Origin of the sequence: Methylosinus sp. sav-2 (genome assembly GCF_004366495.1) — a bacterium.
Taxonomy (GTDB): Bacteria; Pseudomonadota; Alphaproteobacteria; order Rhizobiales; family Beijerinckiaceae; genus Methylosinus.
Genome location: NZ_SOEJ01000010.1, coordinates 31864 through 56918, shown reverse-complemented (window position 1 = coordinate 56918; position 25055 = coordinate 31864). Strand labels below are relative to the sequence as shown.

Genomic DNA, 25055 nt, shown 5'->3' with positions numbered 1-25055 from the left:
CGATAATGCCCGCCAAGAAGAACACGGCCCGGCGCAAATTACATGCGCTCGATCTATTGTGCCGCGCCGGGACCGGGATCGCGCCGATCGCCCCCGCAGCCTGCCGCCAGATTCGCGAGTTGGTCGGAGCCGATGCGGCGTCGATTTTCTGGCTCGACGAGAACGGCCTTCCCCAGGGCTTCTTCCATGAGGATTCGCCGGAGAGCGCGCGCGACCTGTTCGTCAATGAATTCGAGCGGCTGTTCATCGGCCCGGCCGAATTGAACGTAACGGCGCTGGCGCGTACGCCGGGGCCGCGCGTCGGTCGCATCGCGCGGCCGGGCAAAGCCTATTTCTCTTCCAACACCTTCAACCTATTGGTCAGGGCGAGCGGCCATCATCACAGTCTCGATCTGAGAATCGATCTCGACGGACGCGCGCGCGCCGTCGTGCTGCTGTTTCGCGGCGGTCAACGCGCTTTCGAGACGACCGACGCGGCCGCGCTGGAACAGGTCACCCCCTATTTGCAGCAGGCCATCGCCTCGCCTGTGAGACAACAAGTCTGGAGTTGCAGCGCAAGAAGGGGACACATGCTGATCGATGTCTCCGGCGAGCGCTTAGCGATGCTCGATGAAGAGGCCGAATTGTTGTTGAAGATGTGCACGCTCGTGGGACAAGAGATCCGCCTTTGCGGACCCATCCGCTCACCGCCCCGCGTCGTGCGCGAGTTGTGCGCACGGCTCCAAGGCCGAGCGATCGTGCGCGAGACGCTGCCGATCCCCGGCGGCCGCCTCGAGGTGACGGCGCGTCGGCTGACGGCTCCGGAGGGCGGCGCCGAGCAGGTTCTCGTCACGTTCGAACTGGAAGAGCCTCGACGGCTCGAGACGATCGATCGTGTGCTCGCACTCGACGTTTCTCCGCTTCAACAGAAAATCGCCTTTGTCGCGGCTCTCGGAGGATCGCGCGGAGACAGCCTCTCCGAAACGGGAATCAGCAACGAAGCTTTGAAGAAACATCTCGCTGCGATTTATGCGGCCGCGGGCGTCGACAGCTGGGAGAAGCTCACGAGAGAACTGAACCTCGGACGCCCTTGATCGCCTGGGCGAAGCGCCGCTCGGCCGCGACGATGACGCTGGCGCAGCGATTGTCCTCGCCGGTCGAGAGCCCTCGAGGCAATGCCGAACGGGTCTCATCGATTCGCCGACTGGGTGAGGGAAGCGTTTCCACGGTTTTTCGAATTCCGGAATATAGCGTTGGACCGCGCATGAACGTCGTATGGAAGTTGCCGCGCAATAGCAGTGCTAACCTGGTTGTGGAAAGGACAGTTTGAACCTGGCCCCTCCGCCAGAAGTGTGAGCGCCGCCAAGCCGGCTCGACGAGCTTATCAGGCTCGTCACGAGCCATTCCAACACACGCTCGTCGGGCGATGGCCCGACCGACGCTGCAAGTTCGAGATGCTCGGCAGCCTCGCATCCCCACCGTCGCCCGGCGCGCGCGGCAATGGACCCGCGGAACTCACGAAAATTTTGTGGCGCTGATATCGAACCGACAAACATTGTCCTTCTTATAACGATCGAACCAAGCCTTCTCCATCTGCTGCACATTAAAATACAGCCTATCATTGGCGATGGCGCCATAACCCGCGCATAGCTCCTTGCGAGACGGCGCGGTAAGATGGGCCGCACGCCAGCGAGCTTCGAGCTCCGTGATGATTTGATCGCAGGAACGGGCCTCGGCCCAATCGAGACTTTGCTCATCGAGCGGGAGGCTGATGGCCATGGCTTCCGCTTCGTCATCGGGCGACCGGCGAACATGCTCGATCCACTTTTTTCCGACCGCCAATTAGGCCTGTCATCACGAAGATAGTCTTTGAGGCGCGCGGGAAGCGAATCTATTTCCTGCTCGGTGAGACGCTGCTCCTCGACACCACGCGCCACGCCGGAATAGAAAAGCGGAATAGCCCAGCGCTCGTGGGACGCGGCTGGAATGCGGTCCAGATCAACCAGCAGCTCGTCCAAGCTCGGAACACTGTCACGGATCAACAAGATCCGCTGTTGCAGCTTCAGACCGAGTTCCGCAGCCAAATGCAGAGTGTCGAGCTGGAATTGGTAATTGCCGGCCATATTGTTCCAATGATCGTGACGAGCGCCGTGGCCGCTGAACGTCGCGACCACTGTGTCGATCCCGAGAACGCGCCGCTCCACCAGCCATTGCTTCATCTCTCGTCGCGGTCGATGCGCAACGCCGCCGAGCAGAACGACGTGGCTTTTCCAGCCGAGGTTCTTCTCCAGCTCGCGAAGAGCTTTGGTCGTCGCCAATGTGTAATCATGGCTGTTCCCATACCAAGGCGCGATCTCGAAATCTTCGTGTCCGTCATTACGCCATTCGATGAAGCGTTCGACCAGGGCGACAAAACGTTCTAATGGCGCCGGTCGCAGCCTATAGCTCTTCAGCTGGCAATAGCGGCAATGATGGAAGCATGCCGTGGCGTTGGCGTGGAGATGAATGCCGGTGACGATGATTTCTCGTGGCATGACTCAGTGTCGCTCCGCGTCATTCGAAGCGAGGAAGCGGGCGTATTCCGCCGAGCCCGCATTTTCTCGCAAAACCAGGGCTTCGTCGATCCCATCGTCGGTGAGGACGACGCCATAGACCTCCGCATAGGCCTGCCGCAGCTTCATGCGAAATCGCCACCCGGCCCACTCCGGATAGATGACTTCCGACATCCATTGCAACATGATCGGCTCCTCGACCATTCCTTCCATGCGCGTTCCCCCATGCGGCTCGCGATAGACTTTTCGCGATCGAACGGCGGGCACACATCGTAGCGCAGGATTATCCAGCAAGCGACGAACCGCGTCGTCGCTCGGATAGGCGAAAATTATGATGACCTCCGGCTCGCGCACGATCAGCTCCTCGATCGTCATATGAGGCGAATGCAGCGAAGCACCGATATTGTCCGCATTCACCCGATCGAGATCGGCGTCGATTCCCGTTCCGCCGAACGCCATGATCAGCGGGTCGATCTGGAAGAGATAGGCGACCTTGCGACGAACTGGCGCAGCGGGGCGATCCTTCGAAAAGGCGTCGAGTTCCGCCTGATGACGACGAATCAGGAAGTCCACGCGCTCTTGCCTGTCGGCAATGGCGCCGATCAATCGCCAGAGCTGTTCCACGCTCCGCGACACATCGCCAGACGCTCGGCTATCGAGCTGAACCAAGGGTGCGCCGATCCTCAGCAAGGGAGCGGCGAACCACGACCATGACATGATCGCATCGCTTCGCGTCAGCAGAATAGCTTCCGGGTCGCCGGGCGCCACAGTGTCGCCTCCTAGCGTCGGCGCGCGCGCAAGGTCACGCACCGCAGGAAACACCCGACGCAGCAACCCACGGCTCAATTCGTTGCCGCCGAATCGTGGGCTGCTGACAGCGGCGATATGTCCTGGATCTCCATCTATGGTGAGATAGATCGAGGACACCGGCGCAAAGATGAGGGCGTGTTGCGCCGGGACCGCGGCGGTGACGTCGCGGCCTTTCATATCCTTGATCGATCGATGTGGCGAAGGCGACGCGACATGCGGGTCTCCGGCTGCCAATCCCAGGCATAGGATCGGCAGAAAAGCGAAGCTCACCGTCGCGAAAGAGCGCAACCTTCGTCCCTTTAGAATTTTGCGGTCGCCGAAACAGCGACTGTACGCGGCGCACCGAGCATTTCGGTCTGCTGCCAATAGGATGCGTTGGCGATATTGGTCACATCGAGGCGCCAGATCGTCTCCGTATCAAAGATGCGCGTCTCCTCATAGCGTAGACCGATGTCGCCGGTCACGTAAGAGGGTAGCCATTCGATCGCGCGCACATTCGTCGGCGCAAAAACATTGCCGACCTGCGGGCCGACATAGTTGAAGCCGCCGGTCAATGTCAGCCCCTGCACGAAGGGCAGGCAATATTCGACGTAGAGCTTCCCCATGTTTTTTTGCCGAGCCAGAGGGAGGCTGGCCCAGCAGATAGAACGTGTTGGTCTGGGCGATCTTCGCATCGAGAAGCGTGAAGCCGCCGGTGACGGTCAGATCGCCCAATATCTTGCCCGTCGCCGTCATTTCGAGACCGCGATGAAGTTGCCGCCCGTCATTGATGAAAGTATAGCTGCCGCCATTCGATTTGTAATAAGTGTTGGTCTTGTCGATCTGGAACAAAGCGGCGGTGAGCAGAATTTGCGAGACATTGGCTTTCGCGCCGATCTCGACCTGCTCACTGGTCGTCGGGCTGAGCGCCTGGCTGGCGTTGGTCACCGGCAATGAGGAGAAGCTGGTCGAGGCCGTCCCGCCATTTTCGAGCGATTGAATATAGGTGCCATAGCCCGTGAGCCAAGGCAGCGGCTTATAGATCAATGAGGCGGTCGGCGTGAGCCTCGTCTTGTCGAAATAGCTCGATACCGTTCCATTGGTGTTGAAATTCGTCGCCTTGATGTCGGCGAGGCTCGCGCCTGCGAGCAGAGACCATTGCTCGTTGAAGGCTATGTCCTCGCCGATGATCCAATTCGTCTGGTCCAGCTGTTGCTGCCGGAAGTAAGGCTGCGCGCCATTGGTGAAAGTGGGACGCGCGACATAGACGGGATCGGCAGAAACAGGAAAGGAGCCGAGGCCTTTGAAGAGCGTGTTGTCTTGATGCTGGCGTCGTGAGTAGCTCGATCCATAAAGGCCGAATGTCGTCTTGGCCTTTATCGAGAGAAGATCGAGGTCATAGTCGGTGAAGGCGTACCACGCCTGATTGCGCTGCACATGCGGCGCATTATAGAGAGATGCGAGCGAACAGGAGTATGAGCCGTTGCTATACGAGATATTGTCGCCAGCGTAGAGGTTCTCGCTCTCTATATCGACATATTGATAGGCGGCGCGGAATTTAATGTTACGCATCACATCATAGGTGACAGTGGCCCCGAGCACGTCCATATCGTTCTTGTTGAACGTCCACGGCTGGCCGTAATTTTTCGCGGGGTCGAGAATGCTCGCGCTGAAATGCGGAAAAGTCCCGTTGAACGATCCCCAATCGGCGAGCGTGCCTTTCTCGTAAATATGCTGATGCGAATAATTGAGCTGAAACAGCAGCTGTTGCAGCGGTCGCCAATCGAGCGCGCCGCTGACGAGCCATCTGTCGACGAAATTATCGTCGATCGCGGTTTCGCCGCTGCTCTTCACCAAGTTGAGCCTATATCCGAAATCGCTTCCCTTCTCGAACGGGCCACCGAGATCGACATGTACGAAAGGTTGCGAGCCGCCGTAATTGCCGAAAGTGACGCTCGAGAAAGGCGTCAGCGTCGGCCGCTTGGTGACGAAATTGACGAGTCCGCCCACATGCGCAGGCCCATAGAGGAAGCTGGAGAGGCCGGAGAGAACGTCGACGCGCTCCTTGTCCTCCAAAGGCATGACAAGATCGCTGACGCCCGACATGTTGAGGCCGTCGATCTGGCTGAAGCCGCCCTGCTGCTTGACGCCGCGAATAAAGATCGCCGAGCCATAGCCGCGCCCCTGCCCCATATTGAGCTGGGTGAGCGGATTGCCGCGGAAGACTTCGTCCGTCGTCGAGAAGACGCGATTTTCGATATAGGGAGCGCTCACCGAATAAACCGAATAGGGCGTATCCTGTATCGCCCTTTCGCCCCAAGGGCCGGTCGTCGACGTCGCGCCGAAGCGATAGCCGGCCGCGGCGCCGCCATCCACGCCGGAGCGGTTGTGATCGTTGGTCGCGCGCGCCGCGGCGACATCGATCGGAGGAAGCGTCGCCGCCTCCTGCGCGACCGCTCGGCCGAGCGAGGCCGTGATGGCGACGACCGAAGCGCTGGCCAGCAGAGCGCGAGCGATCGAGCCAATCGTAGATAGTGTCGTGGTCTTCATCCTTCAGCACCCCGTGGTTGCCGCTCGGCGGCCAGACTGCGAATCGTGATCCGTGACACGGAACTCATGGACGGAAGCCGCACGGACGCGCGTAACCGCGCCGCGAACATGCGACTTTCGGAGTTCCGATCCCGGCTGAAAATATCGACGCAGAAACGTCACCAAGGCGGCGGGACAAGCCCCCGCCAAGTCGCATTCATCGCGCGGTCGTGAGCGGCCGCGAGACAGGCAAAGCCATCATATCCCCAGAAGGCGTTGCCCTTTCGGTTGAAGAAAGGCGAGAAGGGAAGCGCCACCTGACCACGCTTGCGCCATTCATATTCGCCTCGCGTTTCGCCATTGCCGAAATGAAGCACGAGATCGGGCTTCGCCTCAGATATGTACGAATCGATAGCTCTCTCATCGTGAGTGTCGCGATCGCATTTCAGGCGCGGGGCGCGCTGCTTTCCGGTCTTGCCTGTCCAGCCGGATGCGTCACCGATGCGGAGCCCGAGAAGACGATAGGGCTCGAGCTGCGCCCTCGGTCATCGGCCGAAAGAACAGAACAAGCTTCCCCTCGAGCCGAGGCCGGTAGCGCTCGATCCGTTTGCGCTACGAGCGCCTCGCCCTTCACGATCGCCGCATCGACGCGACGCGCGACGCGGCGATCGAAACGTTTCGTGATGGCGCGCAGCGAGGCCGTCGTCATGGACGGGCTTTCGAAGCATGTCCAGACGATCGGCGTCGCGAACCATCGTTGCAGCAGATCGGCATAGCCGCCGCGCAATCGCTCGTCGAGCGCGTCGACCTTGCTCGCGAAGCCGATCACCAATTTGCAATCGCTCACGCGGGCGAGATCGATCGCTGATGATTGCGTCATCTCATGAACGGGCTCGAGGCCGATCTCCATGAGCAGCTTGCTGACGATCCAGACGAGCGCCGTCGCCTCGCGGGAATAGGGAAGAACCACACGCTTGCTGATGCTCGTCGTGAGCGGATGCAGCAGCTCGGCGGAACGCAGCGCTGCCGCTGTCTCGACCACCCAGGATCGATAGCCCCCGAGCGGCAGAATCAGCTTCCGCTGCTCCGCCATTTTGGCCTTCGCTATTCCGGCGATATTAGCGCCAAGCGCTGGCATGGGCTCTTCGCTGGCGATGACGGCCCCGCGCGCCAGCGGAAACAATTCCGCGATCTCGTCGATCGCGCGTGCGAGGCGGCGGTCGCCGGCGTCGCAGATATCTTCTCTTCGAAGATCCATGCAGGCGTGAAGCGCGCCGAAGCTCTCGACCCCTTGGAAATAGCCGGGCGCGATCAAGCGCATGGTCTGCCCATAGGCGCCGCAGCCGACCGGACCGTGATCGAGCGGGACCATGTCCAGCGCCGACGCCCAACTCGCGATCGTGTGGCCGAGCAGCCCGCCCGAGCAAAAGTCGATTTTTCCAGCGCTCGGATACGAGGGTGGCGTGCGCGTTTCGATAGTCTCGAAATGACCCGAATCTCGGCGGAGGTCGCGAGTCGAGCGGGGCTTCGCGGGCGATTTTGGTTTCCGGCCGCGAGGATCCTTTTTGTAGAAGGGCTCGCGGGTCTCTTCGACCGTCGTGAGGGGCGGCGCGGCGGCCATTGCGGGGACGCCTATCGTGCCTTTGTGAGCTCCGATGCGCCATCGGATCGGCTTTTTCTGTGGTTTCGGAAGCAGCGGGTTGCGAGGCACGGCAAGCTCGATCGAAGCGGCGACGCCATATAGCCAACAGTATAGCTGAAAGCAGTCAATGATTTTTTATTTGTCTGTAAATGAATAGATATTTTGTCCGCTATGTAACACAACATATGCACGATTCGGTCGTTGAGGCTGGAGTCCCGCCACCGCCTCCCATTTGGCGTTCGAGACCGATGGAAGCCTACGACAATCCCGACCGAGTTTCGGCGCGACGCGGAGTCTATTCCTAGATAGCCGCAGTCTATTCGCAAACCACTGCACGCCTATGCTTTTGCTGGCGTTAGTCTCCAGCCCGAGGCTTCCCCCGTTTCGTCAAAGCCGTCCGCCATTCGGCGCGGAGGGACCCCCGCATCGCGCTGAACGCAATCCCGCGGTTCCCCATCCAAAGCTCCAATCCCGATCGATGGATCGTAACGACAAGCGGCTTTAATTTTCAGTCGTAGACGCTTGAGCTTAAAGAAGCGGCTTTTTCTCGCCGAAAACTAAATATAATGTAATTACATAGACAGCGCATATCGAGCACACGTGCAAGGACCTTATGATGAGGATCATGTCGAAAATGCTTCGCAAGCCAGGCGCTGACTGTGCTCCCGTCCTTCTCTTGATAGCTATTGCTCTATTGGCGCTGTTTTCACTGACGCTGGGGCGCTATCCGGTTCCCTTCGCCGATGTCGCGCGCATTGTCTTCACCACCTTCCCGATCAACGCCGTCGGCGACTATGAGAATGCTCCCTGGGTCGTCGTCGAGATCGTGCGCATGCCGCGCGTTCTACTCGTCACCCTCTGCGGCATGGGGCTCGCTATGTCGGGCGCCGCCATGCAGGGCGTGTTCCGCAATCCGCTCGTGGGGCCGGAGATCGCCGGCGTATCCTCCGGGGCCGCGCTCGGCGGCGTCGCCGCCATAATGCTGTCCTGGCCGCCGCTGGCCATCGTCGGTCTCGCCTTCGGCTCCGGCCTCGCCGCGCTCGCCGCCGCCTTCGCGCTGGCCCGGCTTACGGGACGCGCCAGCACGCTCGCTCTCGTGCTCTCCGGCGTCATCGTCGGCGGCTTCTGCGGCTCGCTCGTCGGCCTGTTGCAGACGCTCGCCGATCCGACAGTGAAGCTACCCTCCATCGTCTATTGGCTGCTCGGCAGCTTCGCCGGCGCGACCTACGAGAAAGTTGCGATCGTCGCCGGCGTCACTCTCTTTGCGGGGACGGCCCTGGTCGCCCTGCGCTGGCGCATCAATCTGCTCTCGCTCGGCCAGACGGACGCGAAAGCGCTGGGCGTGAATGTCGAAGCCTTGCGCTGGGGGCTGATGGGCCTCGTGGCTCTGCTGGTCGCCGCGCAGGTCTCCGTCTCCGGCGGCGTCGGCTGGGTCGGGCTCATCGTGCCGCATCTCGCGCGCATGCTGGTCGGGCCGGAACATACGCGCCTCTTGCCGACGTCCGCTTATCTCGGCGGCATCTATCTCCTCGCCATGGACGATATCGCGCGCAGCGCGACCGAGCAGGAGATTCCGATCGGCCTGCTGACAAGCGCGGTCGGCGCGCCGATCTTCGCTTTCCTCTTCTGGAAGACTCAATCGAAAGGCTGGATGCGTGAGTGAGCCGGCGATCTCCCTTACCAACCTCGGCTATTTCTATCGGCCGAACCAATGGGTGCTGCGCCATTGCGACACGCGCGTCGCTCGCGGCAGCGTCTTCGCGCTGCTCGGCCCCAATGGGCGCGGCAAGACCACGCTGCTGCATCTCCTCATCGGAGCGCTGAAGCCCTGCGAGGGCGGCCTCTCGGTGAATGGGCGCATCGCCTTCGTTCCGCAGCTCTTCGAGGTCACCTTCGACTATACCGCACTCGACATGGCGCTCATGGGGCGTGCGCGAAAGATCGGCTTGTTCTCGCAGCCCTCGCGCGACGACGAGGAGGCCGCGCTCGCCGCGCTCGATCGCTTCGGCATGGCCGACTACGCCCAGCGGCCTTTCGGCGAGCTCTCCGGCGGCCAGCGTCAGCTCATCATCTTCGCGCGGGTTCTCGTCGCCGAAGCCGATATTCTCGTTCTCGACGAGCCGACCTCCGCGCTCGACCTCGAGAACCAGTCGCTCGTTCTCGAACGCATCTCCTCCCTCGCGCGCAACGACAGACTGACGATCGTGATGACGACGCATCACCCGCATCACGCTCTGGCGGTCGCCGACGATGCGCTGCTGATGCGCGGGCAAGGCGATTACCTCTTCGGCCGGGCGCGCGAGATTTTGACCGAGGACAATCTCTGCTCGCTCTATCGCGCGCCGCTGAAGCGCATTGCTTTCGAGCATGAAGGCCGCGAAATCGAGACGATCGCGCCAATCCTCACGCCGACGCAAATGGCGCGCCATCATTCCCAAGAGACCATCGGAGCCGAGTAAGAGGCGCGAGAATGGTCGACAATCCCCCGAAGTCGGCGCTGCGCAGCTCGTCTGGCTCAAAAATGCCGACTTAGCTGCGCGGTTGCAGCGCAATTTTTGCCGATAGCTACGCGATGGGGTCCTTGCAGTTCGTTCGGATCAGGCCGCGAGCACCGCACTCGAGATTTCGGGCGCAGTTGTCCCGGCGGCTCTAAATCTGCTCAGCGCGAATTGATTCTTCCTGATGCGATGCATGAGTTCGACGCCGGCGATCGTGATCGCCGCATGTCGGAATCGCTTGAACCGGAGCATAGGACCCAAACGAAGCTTGATGGATCGGTGATCCTGTTCGATCAGATTTTTTCAGGTATTTCGATGATCGAATTCGTGTCCTTGCGCCACCTCGATACTGTGCGAGAAGCTCGCGCGCCGCCCGATGTGACGCCTGATATCCGTCGGGCGTGATTTTGCTCGGCGGCCGTCCGTGGCTCGCGAACGCACGACGGAAAAACGCTTTGGCCGCGGCGACATCGCGCTTGGCGCGCAGCAAAACGCTCGACATCGCGCTCACCACGGAAATTCGCTCCGCGTATCGAGCCAGTATGCCCGTCTCCCGCCGTTTGCGCCAGAGCCCTTACGCTGGCCTCGCGGCGGCGCGTATGATGCGCCCGAGTGTCGCCGCGATGTCGTGATGCGCCACTGGATCGACGACAAGCCGTTCATGGCTCGTCTCGAGGATCTTCGAATGCGTCACGCCCCGCGTCCAGCGTCGATCGGAAATGAAATCGGCGCGCTTCGCCCACCAGATATGAAGATCGGCGTCGAGCGGCTCGACCTGATATTCCCAGAGCATTGTGCGAAAGGCCACGCTGTCGTCATAGAGAAGCGCGAGCACCTCGGTCGAAACCTCCGACCACAGGCCGTGGTCGCGCCCCCAAATGCCCGCCGCGATAAAGCGCGCGCGCTCGTCGAGTCCGGCGCCGGCTTCGGTGAGATCGCGCCGATCTTCCTCCGTCAGCTCGAGACGGATGTCCTGGAATTCGGCAAAGCTCTGCAGATGGTCCATCATCGACGCGCCGGGTTCCTCCTTCTGCAGGTCGATCGTGGGATCGAGCAGGCCAATGAAGTCGACGGCTTCACCATCGCGCTCGAGTTCTGCCGCGGTCGCGAGAGTTAGAGCGCCGCCCGCGCTCCAGCCGATGAGACGATAGGGGCCGACAGGCTGGAGCTCCCGCAGCAAGCCCGCATAGTCTTGCGCCATTTCGCGAATCGAATGTGCTCGGTAGTTCGGTTCGAGCAGGGTCCGAGATTGAACGCCGTAAACGCTGCAAATGCTTTCGAGTCGAAGCGCTAGCGGCCGATAGCGCACGATGGAGCCGCCCGCGGGATGAAGGCAGTAGACCTGCCCACGCCCGGCCGCCCCGCAGAGCCGCACGAGAGGCGATGAATGCGTCTGCAGCCCATCACTGAGCAGGCGGGCGAGCATGGCTGGCGTCGGCGCGCGAAAGATGGCGGCGACGAACATATCTTCGCTGAGCGACCGGCGGATGCGTTCGACCAGTTTCAGTCCCAGGATCGAATTGCCGCCCAGTTCGAAAAAATTGTCGTGCATGCCGACGCGCTCGAGTCCGAGCGCTTCCTTGAACGCTTGCAGAATGATCCACTCGGTCTGGGTTCTGGGCGGCTCGACGGCTTTGTCGGCGCGTTCGCTGATTTGGGGCAGCGCCTTTCGGTCGATTTTTCCGTTTGCGTTGAGGGGGAGGTCAGGGAGCGCGAGGATGGCCGCGGGGACCATGTAATCGGGGAGCGTGGCCCGCAGCGCAATCCTAGCGCAGTCCACATCGAAGGCGTCGAAGGCGTCCGCCGCCACATAGGCGACGAGGCGCTTGTCGCCGCCCGCGTCCTCGTGCGCGACGACGACCGCGGCGCGGATGTCGGGCAGCTCGGCGAGCGCCGCCTCGATCTCGCCGAGCTCGATGCGAAAGCCGCGAATCTTCACCTGATGGTCGATGCGGCCGAGGAAGAGAATCTGCCCGTCCGATCGGCGTCGGCCGAGATCGCCTGTGCGATAGAGGCGCGTCCCCGGCGCCCCGAAAGGATCTGGGACAAATCTTTCGGCAGTGAGTTCGGGACGGCCGAGATAGCCGCGCGCGACGCCTTCGCCGCCGATATAGAGCTCGCCTGCGACGCCCAGCGGGGCCGGCTCGAGGCGCGCGTCCAGAAGATAGACCTGCGTGTTGTCGATCGGTCCGCCGATTGGCGGATGATCGGCGTCGCTGTCGGCCAGGCGCTGGAAGGTCGAATAGGTTGTGCATTCCGACGGGCCATAGAGATTGAAGACGCCTTCTAGTCGCGTTTCGGCGAGCAGCGCGCGCGCTATCGTCGGGTGGAAGGGCTCTCCTGCGAGATTGACGTAGCGAATGGAGGACGGCAGCGCGTCGAGCCGCAGCAGCTCGCGCATGGCGGAGGGCACGGTGTTGACGATCTGCGGCTCGAGCCGATGGCCAGAGGAAAGGAGCGCGAGCGCATTCTCGACGAGAATGACTTCGCCGCCGAAGCATAGGGGCAGGAACAATTCGAACGCTGACAGATCGAAGCAGATCGACGTCGAGGCGAGCATTCGTCTCGCACCATCGCCGTGAAAATGCGTGCGCGCCCAGAAGATCATCGCAACCGCATTTTGATGCAGGATCGCGATTCCCTTCGGCTTCCCCGTGGAGCCCGATGTATAGATGACATAGGCGATATTTTGAGGGTTGGCGCGAGGCCGGAGCGGGGCGTCGCTGTGGGCGTCGACCGTTGCGTCGAGGATGAGGCGCGGCGCGGCTTCGGGCAGGCGCTCCTGCAGCGATGCGTCGGCGATGGTGACGAGCGGCTTCGCGTCGTCGATCATAAAGGCGAGGCGCGCTCGAGGATAGTCTGGATCGAGCGGCAGATAGGCCGCGCCCGATTTGAGGATGGCGATGAGCGAGACGACCATTTCGACCGAGCGCTCGAGACAGAGGCCGACGATTTTTTCCGGCCCCGCGCCGCGCTCGATCAGCATTCGCGCCAGCTGGTTCGATCGCCGGTCGAGCGCGTCATAGCTCAGCGTCTCGCCCTTGCAGGAGAGCGCGACGGCCTCGGGGCTGCGCCGGGCTTGCGTCACGAACAGGTCCACGATCGACAGATCGCGGGGGAAGTCGGCCGATGTCGCGTTGAAGCCATGGATCAGGAGATCACGCTCGGCCCGAGGGAGCATCTCCAATTCGCCGAGACGCGCATGGGGCGTCGTGACGATCTGGTCGAGCAGCCGCAGATAATGCGCGATCATCCGCTCGATCGTCTCTCGATCGAACAGCGCTGTCGCATATTGCGCCGCGCCGTTGAGACTTCCATCCGGCTCTTCGGAGAATTCGAAGCTCAGGTCGAATTTCGACGTTCCGCTATCCGCCTCGAAAGGCTCGATATCGAGGCCTTGCAGGGAGAAGGCGCGCGCTGGCGCGTTTTGCAGGCTGAACATCGCCTGGAACAGCGGGTTGCGCGAAAGATCGCGCGCCGGCGCGAGCGCCTCGACCAGACGCTCGAAGGGCAGATCCTGATGCTCCTGCGCGCCGAGGCACATGGCGCGAACGCGGGCCAGGAAGGAGAAAAAATCCGGATCGCCCGTAAGATCGCCGCGCATGACGAGCGTGTTGACGAAGAAGCCGATGAGCCCTTCGAGCTCGACCCAGCGGCGATTGGCGACGGGCGTTCCGACGCAAATATCCTTTTCGCCGCTCCAGCGCGCGAGCAAAATGAAGAAGGCGGCGAGCAGCGTCATGTAGAGCGTCGCGCCTCGCGCGCGCGTCAGCTCCCGCAGCTTCCCCGCCAAGGCGGCCGGAACCATGAAGCTCAGTGTTCGGCCAGCATTGTCCTGGACGGGCGGGCGAGGTCGGTCGGTCGGCAGATCGAGCGTGAAGCGCGCGCCGGCGAGCGCTTCACGCCAATAGGCGAGCTGCCGGTCCTGCACATCGCCGGCGAGCCATTCTCTCTGCCAGACGGCGTAGTCGACATATTGGATCGGCAGCTCCGGCAAGCTCACGTCGCGTCCGGCGAGGCGCGCCTCGTAGAGGGCGGCGAACTCACGCAGCAGAACTTCGGTCGACCAACCGTCGGAGACGATGTGATGCATGGTGAAGACGACGATATGCTCGTGCGGATCGGACGATCCCATATCGATGACGAGCACGCGCAGCAGCGGGCCGGCCGTTAGATCGAAGGGACGGCGGGATTCTTCCTCGACCAGAGAAAGGGCCTTTGCTGTCCGCTCCTGCGCCGCGACGCCGCCGAGATCGACGATTGGGCAGGCGAGCGCAACCGCATCTGCTCCGAGCACGCGCTGACGCGCCTCGCCCTCTATGCTTTCGAACACTGTCCGCAATGACCCGTGGCGCGCGACGATCTCCTCGACGCAAGAGCGGAACACGTCGAGCTCGAGATGGCCCGACAGGCGGACGGCCGTCGGCATCGCATAGGACGACGATTCGAATTGATCGAGAAACCACAGTCGCTCTTGTGAAAACGACACGCGATATGACGGTGATAGCGGCGCCGGGAAAATTGGAGGCGGCGCCTTTCCAGCTCCGACGTTCAGGGCTGTGATGAGCGCATCCTTATGGGCGCCGAGCGCTTTTTTGATCTCCTCCGTCAGTGCGCCTTTTGGCGCCTTGAATTGGAGACGGCCCTCTTTCAGAGTGACGTCGATTCGCCGCGTCTGCATTTCCTGTAGGAGCTGCGTTGTGTTCATCGCCCGAATTCCTAGAGTTCTTCGTCGACAGGAGCGGTTACAGCTAAAGTTCGGAATGACGCGGCCGCATCTATCGCGCGCGCCAGTTCGCGCAACGTCGCCGTTCGATAGACGCGCGGGACCATGCAATCGGGGAGCGCGGCGCTCAGCGCAGTCCTGACGCAGTCCACGTCGAGGGCGTCGCCATTGTCCGCTGCGACAACAGGATGCTTGTGGCCGAGAGCGCGCGCGCCGGCGCAGGCCACGCGGTCGAGCGCGTTTGTGTCCTCGACACATGGTACGTGTCTGGAGCGGCCGACAATCGGCAACCTGCACGGATCGGTGCGCGCGTTGGATTCACGCTGCCTCCTACGTTGAAGATAGGCGCCGTCGGTTTCGTCATCAGGTAGGACCGCCGATCCAGAGCTCGCCTTGTCTATGATAACGCGGTCCGTCATGCTCCCCCGATCAATTCTGGCGGGCTCAGCGTCATCATGCGACTCCTGCACGGTCCACGTGTCGCCTGTCGGGCGACGACGCTTCGTCGCTGTGCCTCACCTTGCTCGCAGGTATAGACGTTTGCGGGTGGTAAAATGCGTCAAGCTTTTTTCATGGCTCTGTCGCGAATTTTTCTCGCGGGTCCGTTGGGGCTATGATCGCCGGGCGTGGGGCAGGCGGAATAGTCCGATGATCGATTTCAAGGGCAGCCATTTTGAACGCGACGTGATCCTGTGAGGCGTCCGGTGGTATGTGGCGTATCCGATGAGCTATCGTCAACTCGAGGAAATGATGGAAGAGCGAGGCGTCGAAGTCGACCATTCCACGCTGCTTTTCGACAGGTTTCTCGTCGAAAAGCATCGCGAGGGGCCGACGCGCTGTCCCGCGCAGCTGATTTTCAAAGGAAGCGACATGGAAATCGGCGTCGACAGCTTCGCGGCGATCATCCCCGATCCTGCGACGGGGAAAATCATATCGGCCGCCAAGCGGATGGCGTGTCTGCTCGACGAAGCGGAGATCGACGACCGCGTCGGACTCGATGTGTTCGGCGTCGGCGAACATCATCGCGAAGAATTTCTCGACGCGGCGCTTCCGGCGCTTCCGCCCGCTCGTCGATCTCCATCGGCAGGCGGGTCGCCGCGCCGGCCATGCGGACGAGACGCTCCAGATCGGCGTTCACGCTATGGGCTTCGTCGGCGACACCGACCAGGCCGCCAAGGACGCTTTCTTCCCAGGGTGCGCCTACATGTTCACAGAGATCGGCCGTGAACGAGGTTGGCCGCCTGGCGCCCGCGCTGGTTTCGAGTCGATGTGCTCACGCCATGGCGTCCCACTATCGAGATCATAAGCCGCGATCGCGCCGGGCTCTATGCAAAGGCCCGCCTCTCCCAATCTCCAAAGTTTTGCTCAACGCTCCGAGAGCACGGCGCTCCAGCCCCCTCCGAGCGCTTTCATCAGATTTGCGCTCGCCGCGAGCCGGCTCTGCCGAATTTGCAGCTCGGTCTCTTCATTGGCGAGCGCGGCGGCTTGCGCCGTGACCACTGCCGTATAGGCCGAGGCGCCGGCTTTATATTGGTTGAGCGAGATCTCCACCGCGTGCCGCGCGACTCGAACCGCTGCCGCCTGCGCCGCGGATTGTCGCGCGAGGATACGAAGATTTGAAAGTTGATCCTCCACCGCCTGGAAGGCCGCGAGCACTGTCTGACGATAATTGGCGACGCTCTGCTCATATGACGCTCGGGCGGCGTCGACCGTCGCCTCCCGCGCGCCGCCGTCGATCAGCAGCCGACTGCCGCTCGCCGCCAGCGACCAGGCGGCGTTGCTGGCCGAGACCAGCGGCGAAGCGCCGGCATAGCCGGCGGCGGCGGTGAGGTCGATGGTGGGGAAATAGGCCGCGATTGCGACGCCGATCAGCGCATTCTGCTGTTCCATCTTGCGTTCCGCCGCGGCGATATCCGGCCGACGCTCGAGCAGGGACGACGGAAGCGCGGCGGGGGGCGTCGGGACGGCGCGCGGCAGCTCCCCGCGCGGAATCGACAGGGCGGACGGAGCCTTGCCGGTCAGCAAGGCGATCGCATGCTCATATTGGGCGCGCAAGACTTCCGCGCCAATCGCCGAGGCGCGTGTCGTCTCGAGCTGGGTCTGCGCGGTGATCACATCCGACTGCGAGGCGACGCCCGCCGCATATTGGTTTTGTGTGATCGTCAGGCTCCGCTCATAGGCGTTCACCGTCTCGTTCAGCAGCCGCGCCAGCGAGTCCTGGTAGCGCAGCGCGAAGTAATCGGTGACGAGCGTCGCTTGCGCGGAAAGCGTGAGATCGGCGAGTTCCGCGGCGCTCGCTCCCGCGCCCGCTTCGGCGCTCTCGATCTGCCGGCGGATCTTTCCCCAGAGATCGATCTCCCAGCTCGCCGTGCCTTGCGCATTCTGTGTCGTGGCGATCGATCCGGAACTGCGCGCGCGCGTCGAAGACACGCTGGTCGACACGCTCGGGAATAGGCTCGACCGATCCTCCCGCGCCACGGCGAGCGCTTGGCGATAGGCCGCCTCATAGGCCTTCAAATTCTGATTGTCGATCGCGACCTGTGGAACGAGCGCGTCGAGGATCGGGTCCTCGAATACGCGCCACCAAGAGCCGCGATCGGCGCCGTCGGCCGGCTCGGCGAATTTCCAGCCTTTCGGCGCCTCTTTGAATGCGCCGGGCGCGACGACCTCTGGCCGCACATAATCGGGACCGACCATCAAACAGCCCTGAAGCGACATGACGGCGCCGCAGAGCCCGAAGAACATAGATGGACGCCTCATTCCGCGAGCTCCGCGACGCTCGATCCCGGAAAGGCGCGCCGCCAGAGCCGGTGCGACCACAGCGAAAGCCGTCCGAGATAGAGATAGACGACGGGCGTCGTATAGAGCGTCAGAAATTGGCTGACGATCAGCCCCCCGATGATCGAGACGCCGAGCGGACGCCGCAGCTCCGCCCCGACGCCGTGATCGAGCACGAGCGGCACGGCGCCGAGCAGAGCGGCGAAAGTCGTCATCATGATGGGACGAAAGCGCGCGAGGCAGGCGCGATGAACCGCTTCCGCCGGCGACAGCCCGTCGCGCTCGGCTTGCAGAGCGAAATCGACGATCATTATCGCGTTCTTCTTGACGATGCCGATCAGCAGGAACACGCCGATGAGCGCGATGACGCTGAAATCCACGCCGGCGAGGATCAATGCGAGCACGGCGCCGACGCCCGCGGAGGGAAGCGTCGAAAGGATCGTCAGTGGATGCACATAGCTCTCGTAGAGAATTCCGAGCACGGCATAGACGGCGAGGAGCGCCGCTCCGATCAATAGAGGCATGGTTCCAATGAGCGATTGGGACGCCCCGGCAGAGCCGCCGAAGGCGCCGTGGATCGCGTTCGGCAGATGAATGTCGCCGACCGCCTTGTCGACGGCCGCGGTCGCGTCGGCGAGCGTCGCGCCCGGCGCGAGATTGAATGAGATCGTCGTTGCGACGGCCTGGCCCTGGTGGTTGATCTGGACAGGCGTCGTCGATGGCTCGAGACGCGCGAAGGCGCTGATCGGAATCATGGCTGCGCGGCTGGAGCTGACGGCGGCCGCGCTCGACGCACGGCCACCGCTGCTCGTGGCGATCGAATTGGTCGCCTTGTTGCGCGCCGGGGCGATCACGGACGTCGGCTGCGAGGACGCGACGGAGACGGTGCCGTAGGTGGCGTTGGTGGAGGTCGTTCCGCTCGCGGTCGCTCCCGAGGTGCTGACATAGATTTGCTCGAGCGAGGAAGGGTCCTGCAGATAGCGCGGCGCGATTCCCATGACGACGTGATATTGATTTTGTTCCTGGTAGATGGTCGATACCTGCCGCTGCCCGAAGGCGTCGTAGAGCGTCGCGTCGATGACGTCTGGCGTCACGCCATAGCGCGCCGCCGTCGCGCGATCGATCACGACCTTGGTTTCGAGGCCGCCGATCTGTTGATCGGATGTGACGTCGACGAGCGCTGATTGCTGCTTCATCGCCGCATAGAGCTTCGGCGCCCAGCTCCGAAGCGTGGCGGCGTCGTCGGAGAGCAGCGTGTATTGGAATTGCGCGAAGCTCATGCGGCCGCCGAGAAACAGCTCCTGCCGCGGAAACATCATCACATCGGCGCCGGGAATAGCCGCGAGCTTGGGGCGCAATCGCGCCATGACCGCGAAGGCCGAGTCTCGCCGCTCTTCGAGCGGCTTGAGCGTCGTGAACATTCGCGCTTGATTGACGGCGCCGTCCCCGATGGAGGCAGTCACCGTCTCGACGGCGGGATCGGCCCGCATGATCGCGAGCGTCTGCTCGACCTCGAGACGCATCGCGTCGAAGGAGATGCTCTGATCGGCGCGGACCCCGCCCATCAACAATCCGCCGTCCTCGAGCGGAAATAGGCTCTTCGGCGCCACGGCGAAAAGGAAAATATTGAAGCCCACAGTCAGAAGCAAAGAGAAGAGGACGAGGCGTGGATGGGCGAGCGCGCCGCGCAGAGAAAGATCATAACCGTGACGCAGGCCGTCGAGCGCGGCGCCGGTCGCGCGCGCGAGACGGCCTGCGGGGCGGTCGTCCTTTCCCGCGAGGAAGAGCGCGCATAGCATCGGCGTCGCCGTGAGCGCGAGCAGCAGGGACACGCCGATCGCGATCGACAGCACGATCGCGAATTCCCGGAACAGTCGACCGACGAGGCCGCCCATGAGAAGGATCGGCAGAAACACGGCGACGAGGGAGACGCTCATCGAGACCACGGTGAAGCTCACTTCGCCGGCCCCGCGAATGGCGGCCTCTATGCGCGAGGCGCCGGCCTCCCTGTGCCGCGCGATGTTCTCGAGGACGACGATCGAATCGTCGACGACGAAGCCGGTGGCGATCGTCAGCGCCATCAACGAAAGATTGTCGAGACTGTAATCACAAAATTTCATCACGGCGAAGGACCCGAGGATCGACACGGGCACAGTCACCGCGGGGATCAGCGTCGCCTGCGCGCTGCGCAGAAAGACGAAGACGACGAGCACCACGAGCGCCAATGCGATAACGAGAGATTGCTCGGCATGAGCGAGCGACGAGCGTATGGTGACGCTGCGGTCGCCGGAAAGGCTCAGCTCTATATCGCCGGGCAAAGCGGCGCGCAGCTGCGGCAGCAAGCTCTTCACGCGATCGACGATCTCGACGATATTGCCGCCCGGCTGCTTGAACAGGATCATTACGACCGCGGATTTGTCGTTGACATAGCTGATGTTGCGAACATTCTCGACTGAGTCTTCGACTTTTGCGATATCGTGCAGAAGCACGGGCCGGCCGTCGCGATAGGCGACGACGAGATCGGCATAGTCGCGAGCGCGCGTGGCCTGATCATTCGCATAGAGCTGGAAGCGGCGCTCGCCCTCGTCGATCGCGCCTTTGGCGCTATTGGCGTTCGCGGCCGAGAGCGCAGCCCGGATCTCCTCCATGGCGATCCCGTAGTCGAACAGAGCCCGGGGATCGAGATCGACGCGCACGGCTGGGAGAGAGCTGCCGCCGACATCGATATTGCCAATACCATCGACCTGGAGAAGGCGCTGCTGAAGAACGGTCGCCGCGCTGTCGTAGAGCTGACCGGGCGTGAGCGTCTTGGAGGTGAGCGCCAGGATCAGGATCGGCGCCTCGGCCGGATTGAATCGGCGATAGGTCGGCTTGGCGCGCAGCGCTGTCGGAAGATCGACGCGCGCGGCGTTGATCGCGGCCTCGACATCGCGCGCCGCGCCATTGATGTCGCGATCGAGACCGAACTGAAGAATGACTCGCGTCGAGCCCACGGCGTTCTCGGACGTCATTTCGGCGACGTCGGCGATCTGGCCGAGGCGCCGCTCGAGCGGCGCCGCCACAGTGGCCGCCATCGTCTCCGGGCTCGCGCCCGGCATTTGCGCCTGCACCATTATGGTCGGGAAGTCGACCTTGGGAAGCGGGGCGACCGACAGAGTTCCGAAGGCGAGTAGTCCGGAGACGGCGATCGCGAGCGTGAGCAGCGTCGTCGCGACGGGGCGGCCGACGAAGAGGGCCGCCATGCTCATGTGAGGCTCTCCCGCCGCTCTGCGCCGAAACGTCCTCGCAATCGTGCGGCCAATCGATCGAAGGCGAGATAGACCGCGGGCGTCGTGAAGAGGGTCAGCAATTGGCTGACGGCGAGGCCGCCGATCATGGCGACGCCGAGCGGCTGGCGCAGCTCCGAGCCATTGCCGGAGCCGAGCGCCATAGGCGCGGCGGAGATCAGCGCGACCATCGTCGTCATCAGGATCGGCCGGAAGCGCAGAAGGCAGGCGCGGCGAATGGCCTCGCGCGGCGGCAGGCCCTCGTCGCGCTCTGCGACGATGGCGAAATCGATCATCATGATCGCATTCTTTTTGACGATGCCGATCAGGAGAATGATCGCGATGATGGCGATGACGTCGAGATCGGAGCCGGTGATCGCCAAGGCCAGCAGCGCGCCGAGGGCGGCCGAAGGGAGAGTGGAAAGGATCGTCAGAGGATGGACGAAGCTCTCATAGAGCACGCCGAGCACGACATACATGACGAGAACGGCGGCGAGCACCAGATAGAATTCATTGGTCAAGGAAGATCGGAAGGCGGCGGTCGCGCCTTGAAAATGCGTCCCGAAGCTCGCCGGTAAGCCGATCGCGTGCTCGGCGTTCTCGACCGCCGTGATCGCCTCGCCCAACGACGCGCCGCTCGCGAGATTGAAGGAGATCGTCGTCGCCGGAAATTGCGCAAAATGCCCGATCAGGACCGGCTTGCGGCCGACGACGACGCGCGCCATGGCGGAGAGCGGCGCCTGTCCGCTGGTCGCCGTCCCCGAGGGCAGATAGATCGAATCGAAAGTGTCGAGTCCGCGACGAAGGTCGGGATCGGCCTCGAGAATGACGCGCATCTGGTTGGCTTGCGTGAAGATCGTGCTGACGATGCGCTGGCCGAAACTGTCGTAGAGCGCGTTGTCGATCGTCGCCAGAGTGATGCCCAAGCGCGCCGCCGTCGCGCGATCGACCTCGATCATCGCAGCGAGGCCGTCGTCCTGGAGGTCGCTGGTGACATCCACCAGCCCGGAGGCCTTGCGAAGCTCGGCGACGAGCTTCGGCGTCCAGGCGCCGAGCTCAGTCGACGAGGGGTTGTCGAGAATGAATTGATATTGCGTCGCGCTGACGTCGGTCTCCACGGTGAGGTCCTGCGCCGGTTGCATGTAGAGCGCGACGCCAGCGACCTTGGCGACATGCTCTCGAATGCGGCGGATGATCTGGCGCGCCGACAGGCGTCGCTCGGATTTGGGACGCAGAATGATCTGCATGCGGCCCCTGTTGAGCGTCGTGTTGTCGCCGCCGATCCCGATGAAGGAGGATAGGCCGGCGACATCCTTGTCTTCGAGGACCGCCTTGGCGAGATCGGTCTGCAGCTCGCTCATGCGTGCAAAGGAGATGGACTGCGCCGCCTCGGTGACGCCTTGGATGACGCCCGTGTCCTGTACCGGAAAGAACCCCTTCGGCGCGACAAGAGCGAGCGCGGCCGTCAGGACAAGAGTGGCGACGGCGACGGCGAGCGTCACATTTTGATGATCGAGGGAGACAGCGAGCGCTCGGTCGTAACCGGCGAGCAGAGAATCGAACCATCCCCTGTCGCTAGCGCGCGCTTCTGACTGCATGGGCCGCTCGCGCAAGAGCCGCGCGCACATCATCGGGACGAAAGTCAAGGACACGACGGCCGAAATGACGATCGCCGAGGCGAGCGTCACCGAGAGCTCATAGAACAGACGGCCGATCATGTCGCTCATGAAGAAAAGTGGGATCAGCACGGCGAGCAAGGAGACGGTCAAGGAGACGATGGTAAAGGCGATCTCTCGCGAGCCTTTCAGCGCCGCGTCGAAGGGGCGCATGCCGGCTTCTATGTGACGGCTGATGTTCTCGATGACGACGATCGCATCGTCGACGACAAAGCCCGTCGCTATGGTCAGCGCCATCAAGGAGAGATTGTCGAGGCTGAATCGCCACAGATACATTGCGGCGAATGCTCCGACGAGCGAAAGCGGAACCGAAAGGCTCGGAATGAGGGTCGCGCGCAGATTGCGCAAGAATAGGAAGATCACCATCACGACGAGGGCGATCGCGAGGACGAGCTCGAATTCGACGTCGGCGATCGAGGCGCGGATCGTGGTGGTGCGATCGACCAGAACCTCGGCTCGAACCGAGGAAGGGAGACCGCCTGTCAGCTGCGGCAGCAACGCTTTGACTGCGTCGACGACATCGATGACATTGGCGCCGGGCTGGCGTTGGACATTGAGCAGAATCGCCGGCGTCGTATTCACCCAGGCCCGCAGCTGCGTGTTCTCCGCGTCCCGCTCGACCTTCGCGACATCCGCGAGCCTGACAGGACGGCCGTTCTTATAGGCGATCACCGAATCGAGATAATCGCGCGGATCTTGAATCTGATCGTTGGCGTCGATCGTATAGGAGCGACGCGCTCCGTCGAGCGTGCCCTTCGGCGTGTTGACATTGATATTGCCGAGCGTCGTGCGCAGATCGTCGATGTTGAGCCCATGCGCCGATAAGGCGCGAATATCGGCGCGCACGCGAACCGCCGGCTTGTGGCCGCCCGCGAGCGTCACGAGGCCGACGCCAGCGAGCTGCGAGATCTTTTGCGCGAGCCTTGTGTCTGCGAGCGTCTGGAGCTCGATCAGCGGCGTCGTCGGCGAAGTCACGGCGATGACGAGAATCGGAGCGTCGGCCGGATTGATCTTGGCGTAGACGGGCGGCGTCGGGAGATCGCTCGGCAACAGATTCGTCGCGGCGTTGATCGCCGCCTGCACCTCCTGCTCGGCGATATCGAGCGACAGCGACAGATCGAATTGTAGCGTGATGACGGAGGCGCCGGCCGAGGACTTCGAGGACATCTGACGCAGGCTCGCCATCTGCCCCAGCTGTTTCTCGAGCGGCGCCGTGACGGCGGAGGTCATGACCTCCGGACTGGCGCCCGGATAGAAGGTCTGCACCTGGATCGTCGGATATTCGACGGTCGGAAGCGCAGAGAGGGGAAGATAACGCCAGGCGACGACGCCGACGAAGAGCAAGGCCGTCATGAGTAGCGTCGTCGCCACCGGCCGCAGAATGAACAAGCGCGACGGATTCATGGGAGCGCCAGACCCAAGCGCGCCGACTGCGCGCCGGGGATGCAAATTTTCGCGCCCTCGCTCAGGCGATCGGCGCCTTCGACGACCACGCGATCGCCCGGCGCCAGACCGGACAGGATCACGACGCTTCCGCTGGCGGTCGCACCGGTCGATATCTTGCGCACGGAAACCGTGTCGTCGGGGTTGACGAGATAGACGAAGGTCCCCGGCGCGCCGGCGCGCATGGCGGCCGCGGGCGCGACGATCACGTCGCGCTGAGTGTCGAGCAGCAGCTCGACATTGACGAATTGATTGGGAAACAGCGAGCCGTCGGCGTTCTCGAACAAGGCGCGGAGCTTGACGGTTCCGGTGCTCGTGTCGATCTGATTGTCCACCGCGTCGAGAACGCCGACGGCGAGCTTTTCCGCAAAGGCGCGGTCATAGGCCGTCACGGCCGGACGCGCGCCTTCGCGCAAACGCTTCATGAGCTTGCGCAAGCTCTCTTCCGGCAAGGTGAAGACGACCGAGATCGGATCGACCTGAGTGACGACCACCAAGCCGTTCGTATCCGCAGGCGTGACGTAATTGCCGAGGTCGGTCTGGCGCAGTCCCACGCGGCCTCGGATCGGCGAAACGATACGACAATAGGCGAGGTTCAGCTTTTGCGCGTCGACCTGCCCCTGGTCGCTGCGCACGATCCCCTCATATTGGCGGACCGTGGCCGCTGCGGTGTCGACCGTCTGCTTGGATGTCGAATCCTGTTTTATCAGACGTTGGTAGCGTTGCAGATCGAGACGCGCATTGTCGAGCAGCGCCTGATCCTTCTCGAGCTGCCCTTGGTATTGGGCGAGCGTCGCTTCATAGGGGCGAGGATCGATCTGGACGAGCAGCTCGCCCTTCTCCACCATCTGCCCCTCGTGGAAATGGATTTCGGTGAGGTAGCCGCTGATCTGCGATTTGACAGTCGTCGTCGCGATCGAGGTCAATGTGCCGAGCGATGTGAGAATGATCGGCACATCGCCTTTCGTCACGGTCGCGACGGAGACCGATTGGGCGGATGCGAGGCCCGGGGACCCTACCGGGGGGAGGCCGCCAGGCGCGCCCATGCCGGGGCTTTTCCATGGCGCTCGCAGAAGCACAATCCCCGCGATGACGGCGAACGCCACGATCGGGCTCAGCCACCGGCGAGCAGTCGCTCCGATCGCACGGGCCGGGCGATCGGAAGTTCTGTAGAATG

Annotated in this window: 13 protein-coding genes and 3 pseudogenes; 5 read left to right on the top strand and 11 right to left on the bottom strand. The window is 62.8% G+C overall.

All coding sequences use genetic code 11. The features are described from left to right. Positions 1-5: 5 nt before the first annotated feature. The gene (locus tag EDE12_RS15820; RefSeq protein ID WP_036290071.1) at positions 6-1073 is read left to right on the top strand and encodes a hypothetical protein; all 1068 of its coding nucleotides are present in this window, start codon (positions 6-8) and stop codon (positions 1071-1073) included. A 207-nt stretch (positions 1074-1280) separates the two neighbouring features. On the opposite strand, the gene EDE12_RS15815 is transcribed toward EDE12_RS15820, so the two are convergent. From EDE12_RS15815 to EDE12_RS22270, 5 genes are all read right to left on the bottom strand, one after another. Further along, complete coding sequence (locus EDE12_RS15815; protein ID WP_245275697.1) at positions 1281-2513, bottom strand: radical SAM protein; 1233 nt, start codon at positions 2511-2513, stop codon at positions 1281-1283. Between the two features lie 3 nt (positions 2514-2516). After that, complete coding sequence (locus tag EDE12_RS15810; protein ID WP_026597798.1) at positions 2517-3518, bottom strand: ABC transporter substrate-binding protein; 1002 nt, start codon at positions 3516-3518, stop codon at positions 2517-2519. A gap of 122 nt (positions 3519-3640) precedes the next feature. Continuing rightward, on the bottom strand, positions 3641-3805 hold the full coding sequence (locus tag EDE12_RS22525; RefSeq protein WP_348630685.1) for a hypothetical protein: 165 nt from the start codon (positions 3803-3805) through the stop codon (positions 3641-3643). Beyond that, a complete protein-coding gene (locus EDE12_RS15805; RefSeq protein ID WP_348630684.1) occupies positions 3777-5870 on the bottom strand; it encodes a TonB-dependent receptor in 2094 nt (697 codons plus the stop codon). Before EDE12_RS15805 ends, EDE12_RS22525 begins: the two co-directional genes overlap by 29 nt. Before the next feature lie 424 nt (positions 5871-6294). Beyond that, the gene (locus EDE12_RS22270) at positions 6295-7221 is read right to left on the bottom strand and encodes a hypothetical protein (RefSeq protein WP_245511937.1); all 927 of its coding nucleotides are present in this window, start codon (positions 7219-7221) and stop codon (positions 6295-6297) included. Positions 7222-8125: 904 nt separating this feature from the next. On the opposite strand from EDE12_RS22270, the gene EDE12_RS15795 reads away from it, so the two are divergent. Beyond that, positions 8126-9154, top strand: a complete 1029-nt coding sequence (locus EDE12_RS15795; protein WP_036290077.1) for an iron ABC transporter permease — start codon at positions 8126-8128, stop codon at positions 9152-9154. Further along, entirely contained in the window at positions 9147-9950 is an 804-nt protein-coding gene (locus EDE12_RS15790) for an ABC transporter ATP-binding protein (RefSeq protein WP_036290030.1), read from the top strand. Before EDE12_RS15795 ends, EDE12_RS15790 begins: the two co-directional genes overlap by 8 nt. 138 nt (positions 9951-10088) lie before the next feature. Here EDE12_RS15790 and EDE12_RS22480 read toward each other — a convergent pair. Together EDE12_RS22480 and EDE12_RS15780 are read right to left on the bottom strand one after the other, a co-directional pair. After that, positions 10089-10289 (bottom strand): annotated as a pseudogene (locus tag EDE12_RS22480) (DDE-type integrase/transposase/recombinase); the annotation flags it as partial. Between the two features lie 274 nt (positions 10290-10563). After that, positions 10564-14697 carry a non-ribosomal peptide synthetase gene (locus EDE12_RS15780; protein WP_026597711.1) on the bottom strand — a complete coding sequence of 1378 codons (4134 nt, stop codon included), beginning with the start codon at positions 14695-14697 and terminating at the stop codon, positions 10564-10566. Between the two features lie 666 nt (positions 14698-15363). Between EDE12_RS15780 and EDE12_RS22265 the strand changes: the two are divergent. Continuing rightward, positions 15364-15504 (top strand): annotated as a pseudogene (locus tag EDE12_RS22265) (IS6 family transposase); the annotation flags it as partial. 81 nt (positions 15505-15585) lie between these two features. Then, a pseudogene (locus EDE12_RS22260) lies at positions 15586-15988 on the top strand (hypothetical protein); the annotation flags it as partial. A 92-nt stretch (positions 15989-16080) separates the two neighbouring features. Here EDE12_RS22260 and EDE12_RS15770 read toward each other — a convergent pair. The 4 genes from EDE12_RS15770 to EDE12_RS15755 are packed head-to-tail and all read right to left on the bottom strand — an operon-like array spanning position 16081 to position 24924. After that, positions 16081-17475, bottom strand: coding sequence for an efflux transporter outer membrane subunit (locus EDE12_RS15770; RefSeq protein ID WP_051592307.1), 1395 nt, complete (start codon positions 17473-17475; stop codon positions 16081-16083). After that, positions 17472-20741, bottom strand: a complete 3270-nt coding sequence (locus EDE12_RS15765) for an efflux RND transporter permease subunit (protein WP_026597714.1) — start codon at positions 20739-20741, stop codon at positions 17472-17474. Before EDE12_RS15765 ends, EDE12_RS15770 begins: the two co-directional genes overlap by 4 nt. Beyond that, the gene (locus tag EDE12_RS15760) at positions 20738-23839 is read right to left on the bottom strand and encodes an efflux RND transporter permease subunit (protein ID WP_026597715.1); all 3102 of its coding nucleotides are present in this window, start codon (positions 23837-23839) and stop codon (positions 20738-20740) included. Before EDE12_RS15760 ends, EDE12_RS15765 begins: the two co-directional genes overlap by 4 nt. Further along, entirely contained in the window at positions 23836-24924 is a 1089-nt protein-coding gene (locus tag EDE12_RS15755; protein WP_280949676.1) for an MdtA/MuxA family multidrug efflux RND transporter periplasmic adaptor subunit, read from the bottom strand. Before EDE12_RS15755 ends, EDE12_RS15760 begins: the two co-directional genes overlap by 4 nt. Positions 24925-25055 lie beyond the last annotated feature (131 nt).

Excerpts from the sequence above, each read along its gene's own strand:
- EDE12_RS15810 (WP_026597798.1), bottom strand. The coding sequence starts at position 3,518 with ATGAAAGGCCGCGACGTCACCGCCGCGGTCCCGGCGCAACACGCCCTC.
- EDE12_RS15795 (WP_036290077.1), top strand. The coding sequence starts at position 8,126 with ATGCTTCGCAAGCCAGGCGCTGACTGTGCTCCCGTCCTTCTCTTGATA.
- EDE12_RS15765 (WP_026597714.1), bottom strand. The coding sequence starts at position 20,741 with ATGAGCATGGCGGCCCTCTTCGTCGGCCGCCCCGTCGCGACGACGCTG.
- EDE12_RS15805 (WP_348630684.1), bottom strand. The coding sequence starts at position 5,870 with ATGAAGACCACGACACTATCTACGATTGGCTCGATCGCTCGCGCTCTG.
- EDE12_RS15820 (WP_036290071.1), top strand. The coding sequence starts at position 6 with ATGCCCGCCAAGAAGAACACGGCCCGGCGCAAATTACATGCGCTCGAT.
- EDE12_RS15780 (WP_026597711.1), bottom strand. The coding sequence starts at position 14,697 with ATGAACACAACGCAGCTCCTACAGGAAATGCAGACGCGGCGAATCGAC.
- EDE12_RS15770 (WP_051592307.1), bottom strand. The coding sequence starts at position 17,475 with ATGAGGCGTCCATCTATGTTCTTCGGGCTCTGCGGCGCCGTCATGTCG.
- EDE12_RS22270 (WP_245511937.1), bottom strand. The coding sequence starts at position 7,221 with ATGGTCCCGCTCGATCACGGTCCGGTCGGCTGCGGCGCCTATGGGCAG.
- EDE12_RS15760 (WP_026597715.1), bottom strand. The coding sequence starts at position 23,839 with ATGAATCCGTCGCGCTTGTTCATTCTGCGGCCGGTGGCGACGACGCTA.
- EDE12_RS15815 (WP_245275697.1), bottom strand. The coding sequence starts at position 2,513 with ATGCCACGAGAAATCATCGTCACCGGCATTCATCTCCACGCCAACGCC.
- EDE12_RS15755 (WP_280949676.1), bottom strand. The coding sequence starts at position 24,924 with ATGGGCGCGCCTGGCGGCCTCCCCCCGGTAGGGTCCCCGGGCCTCGCA.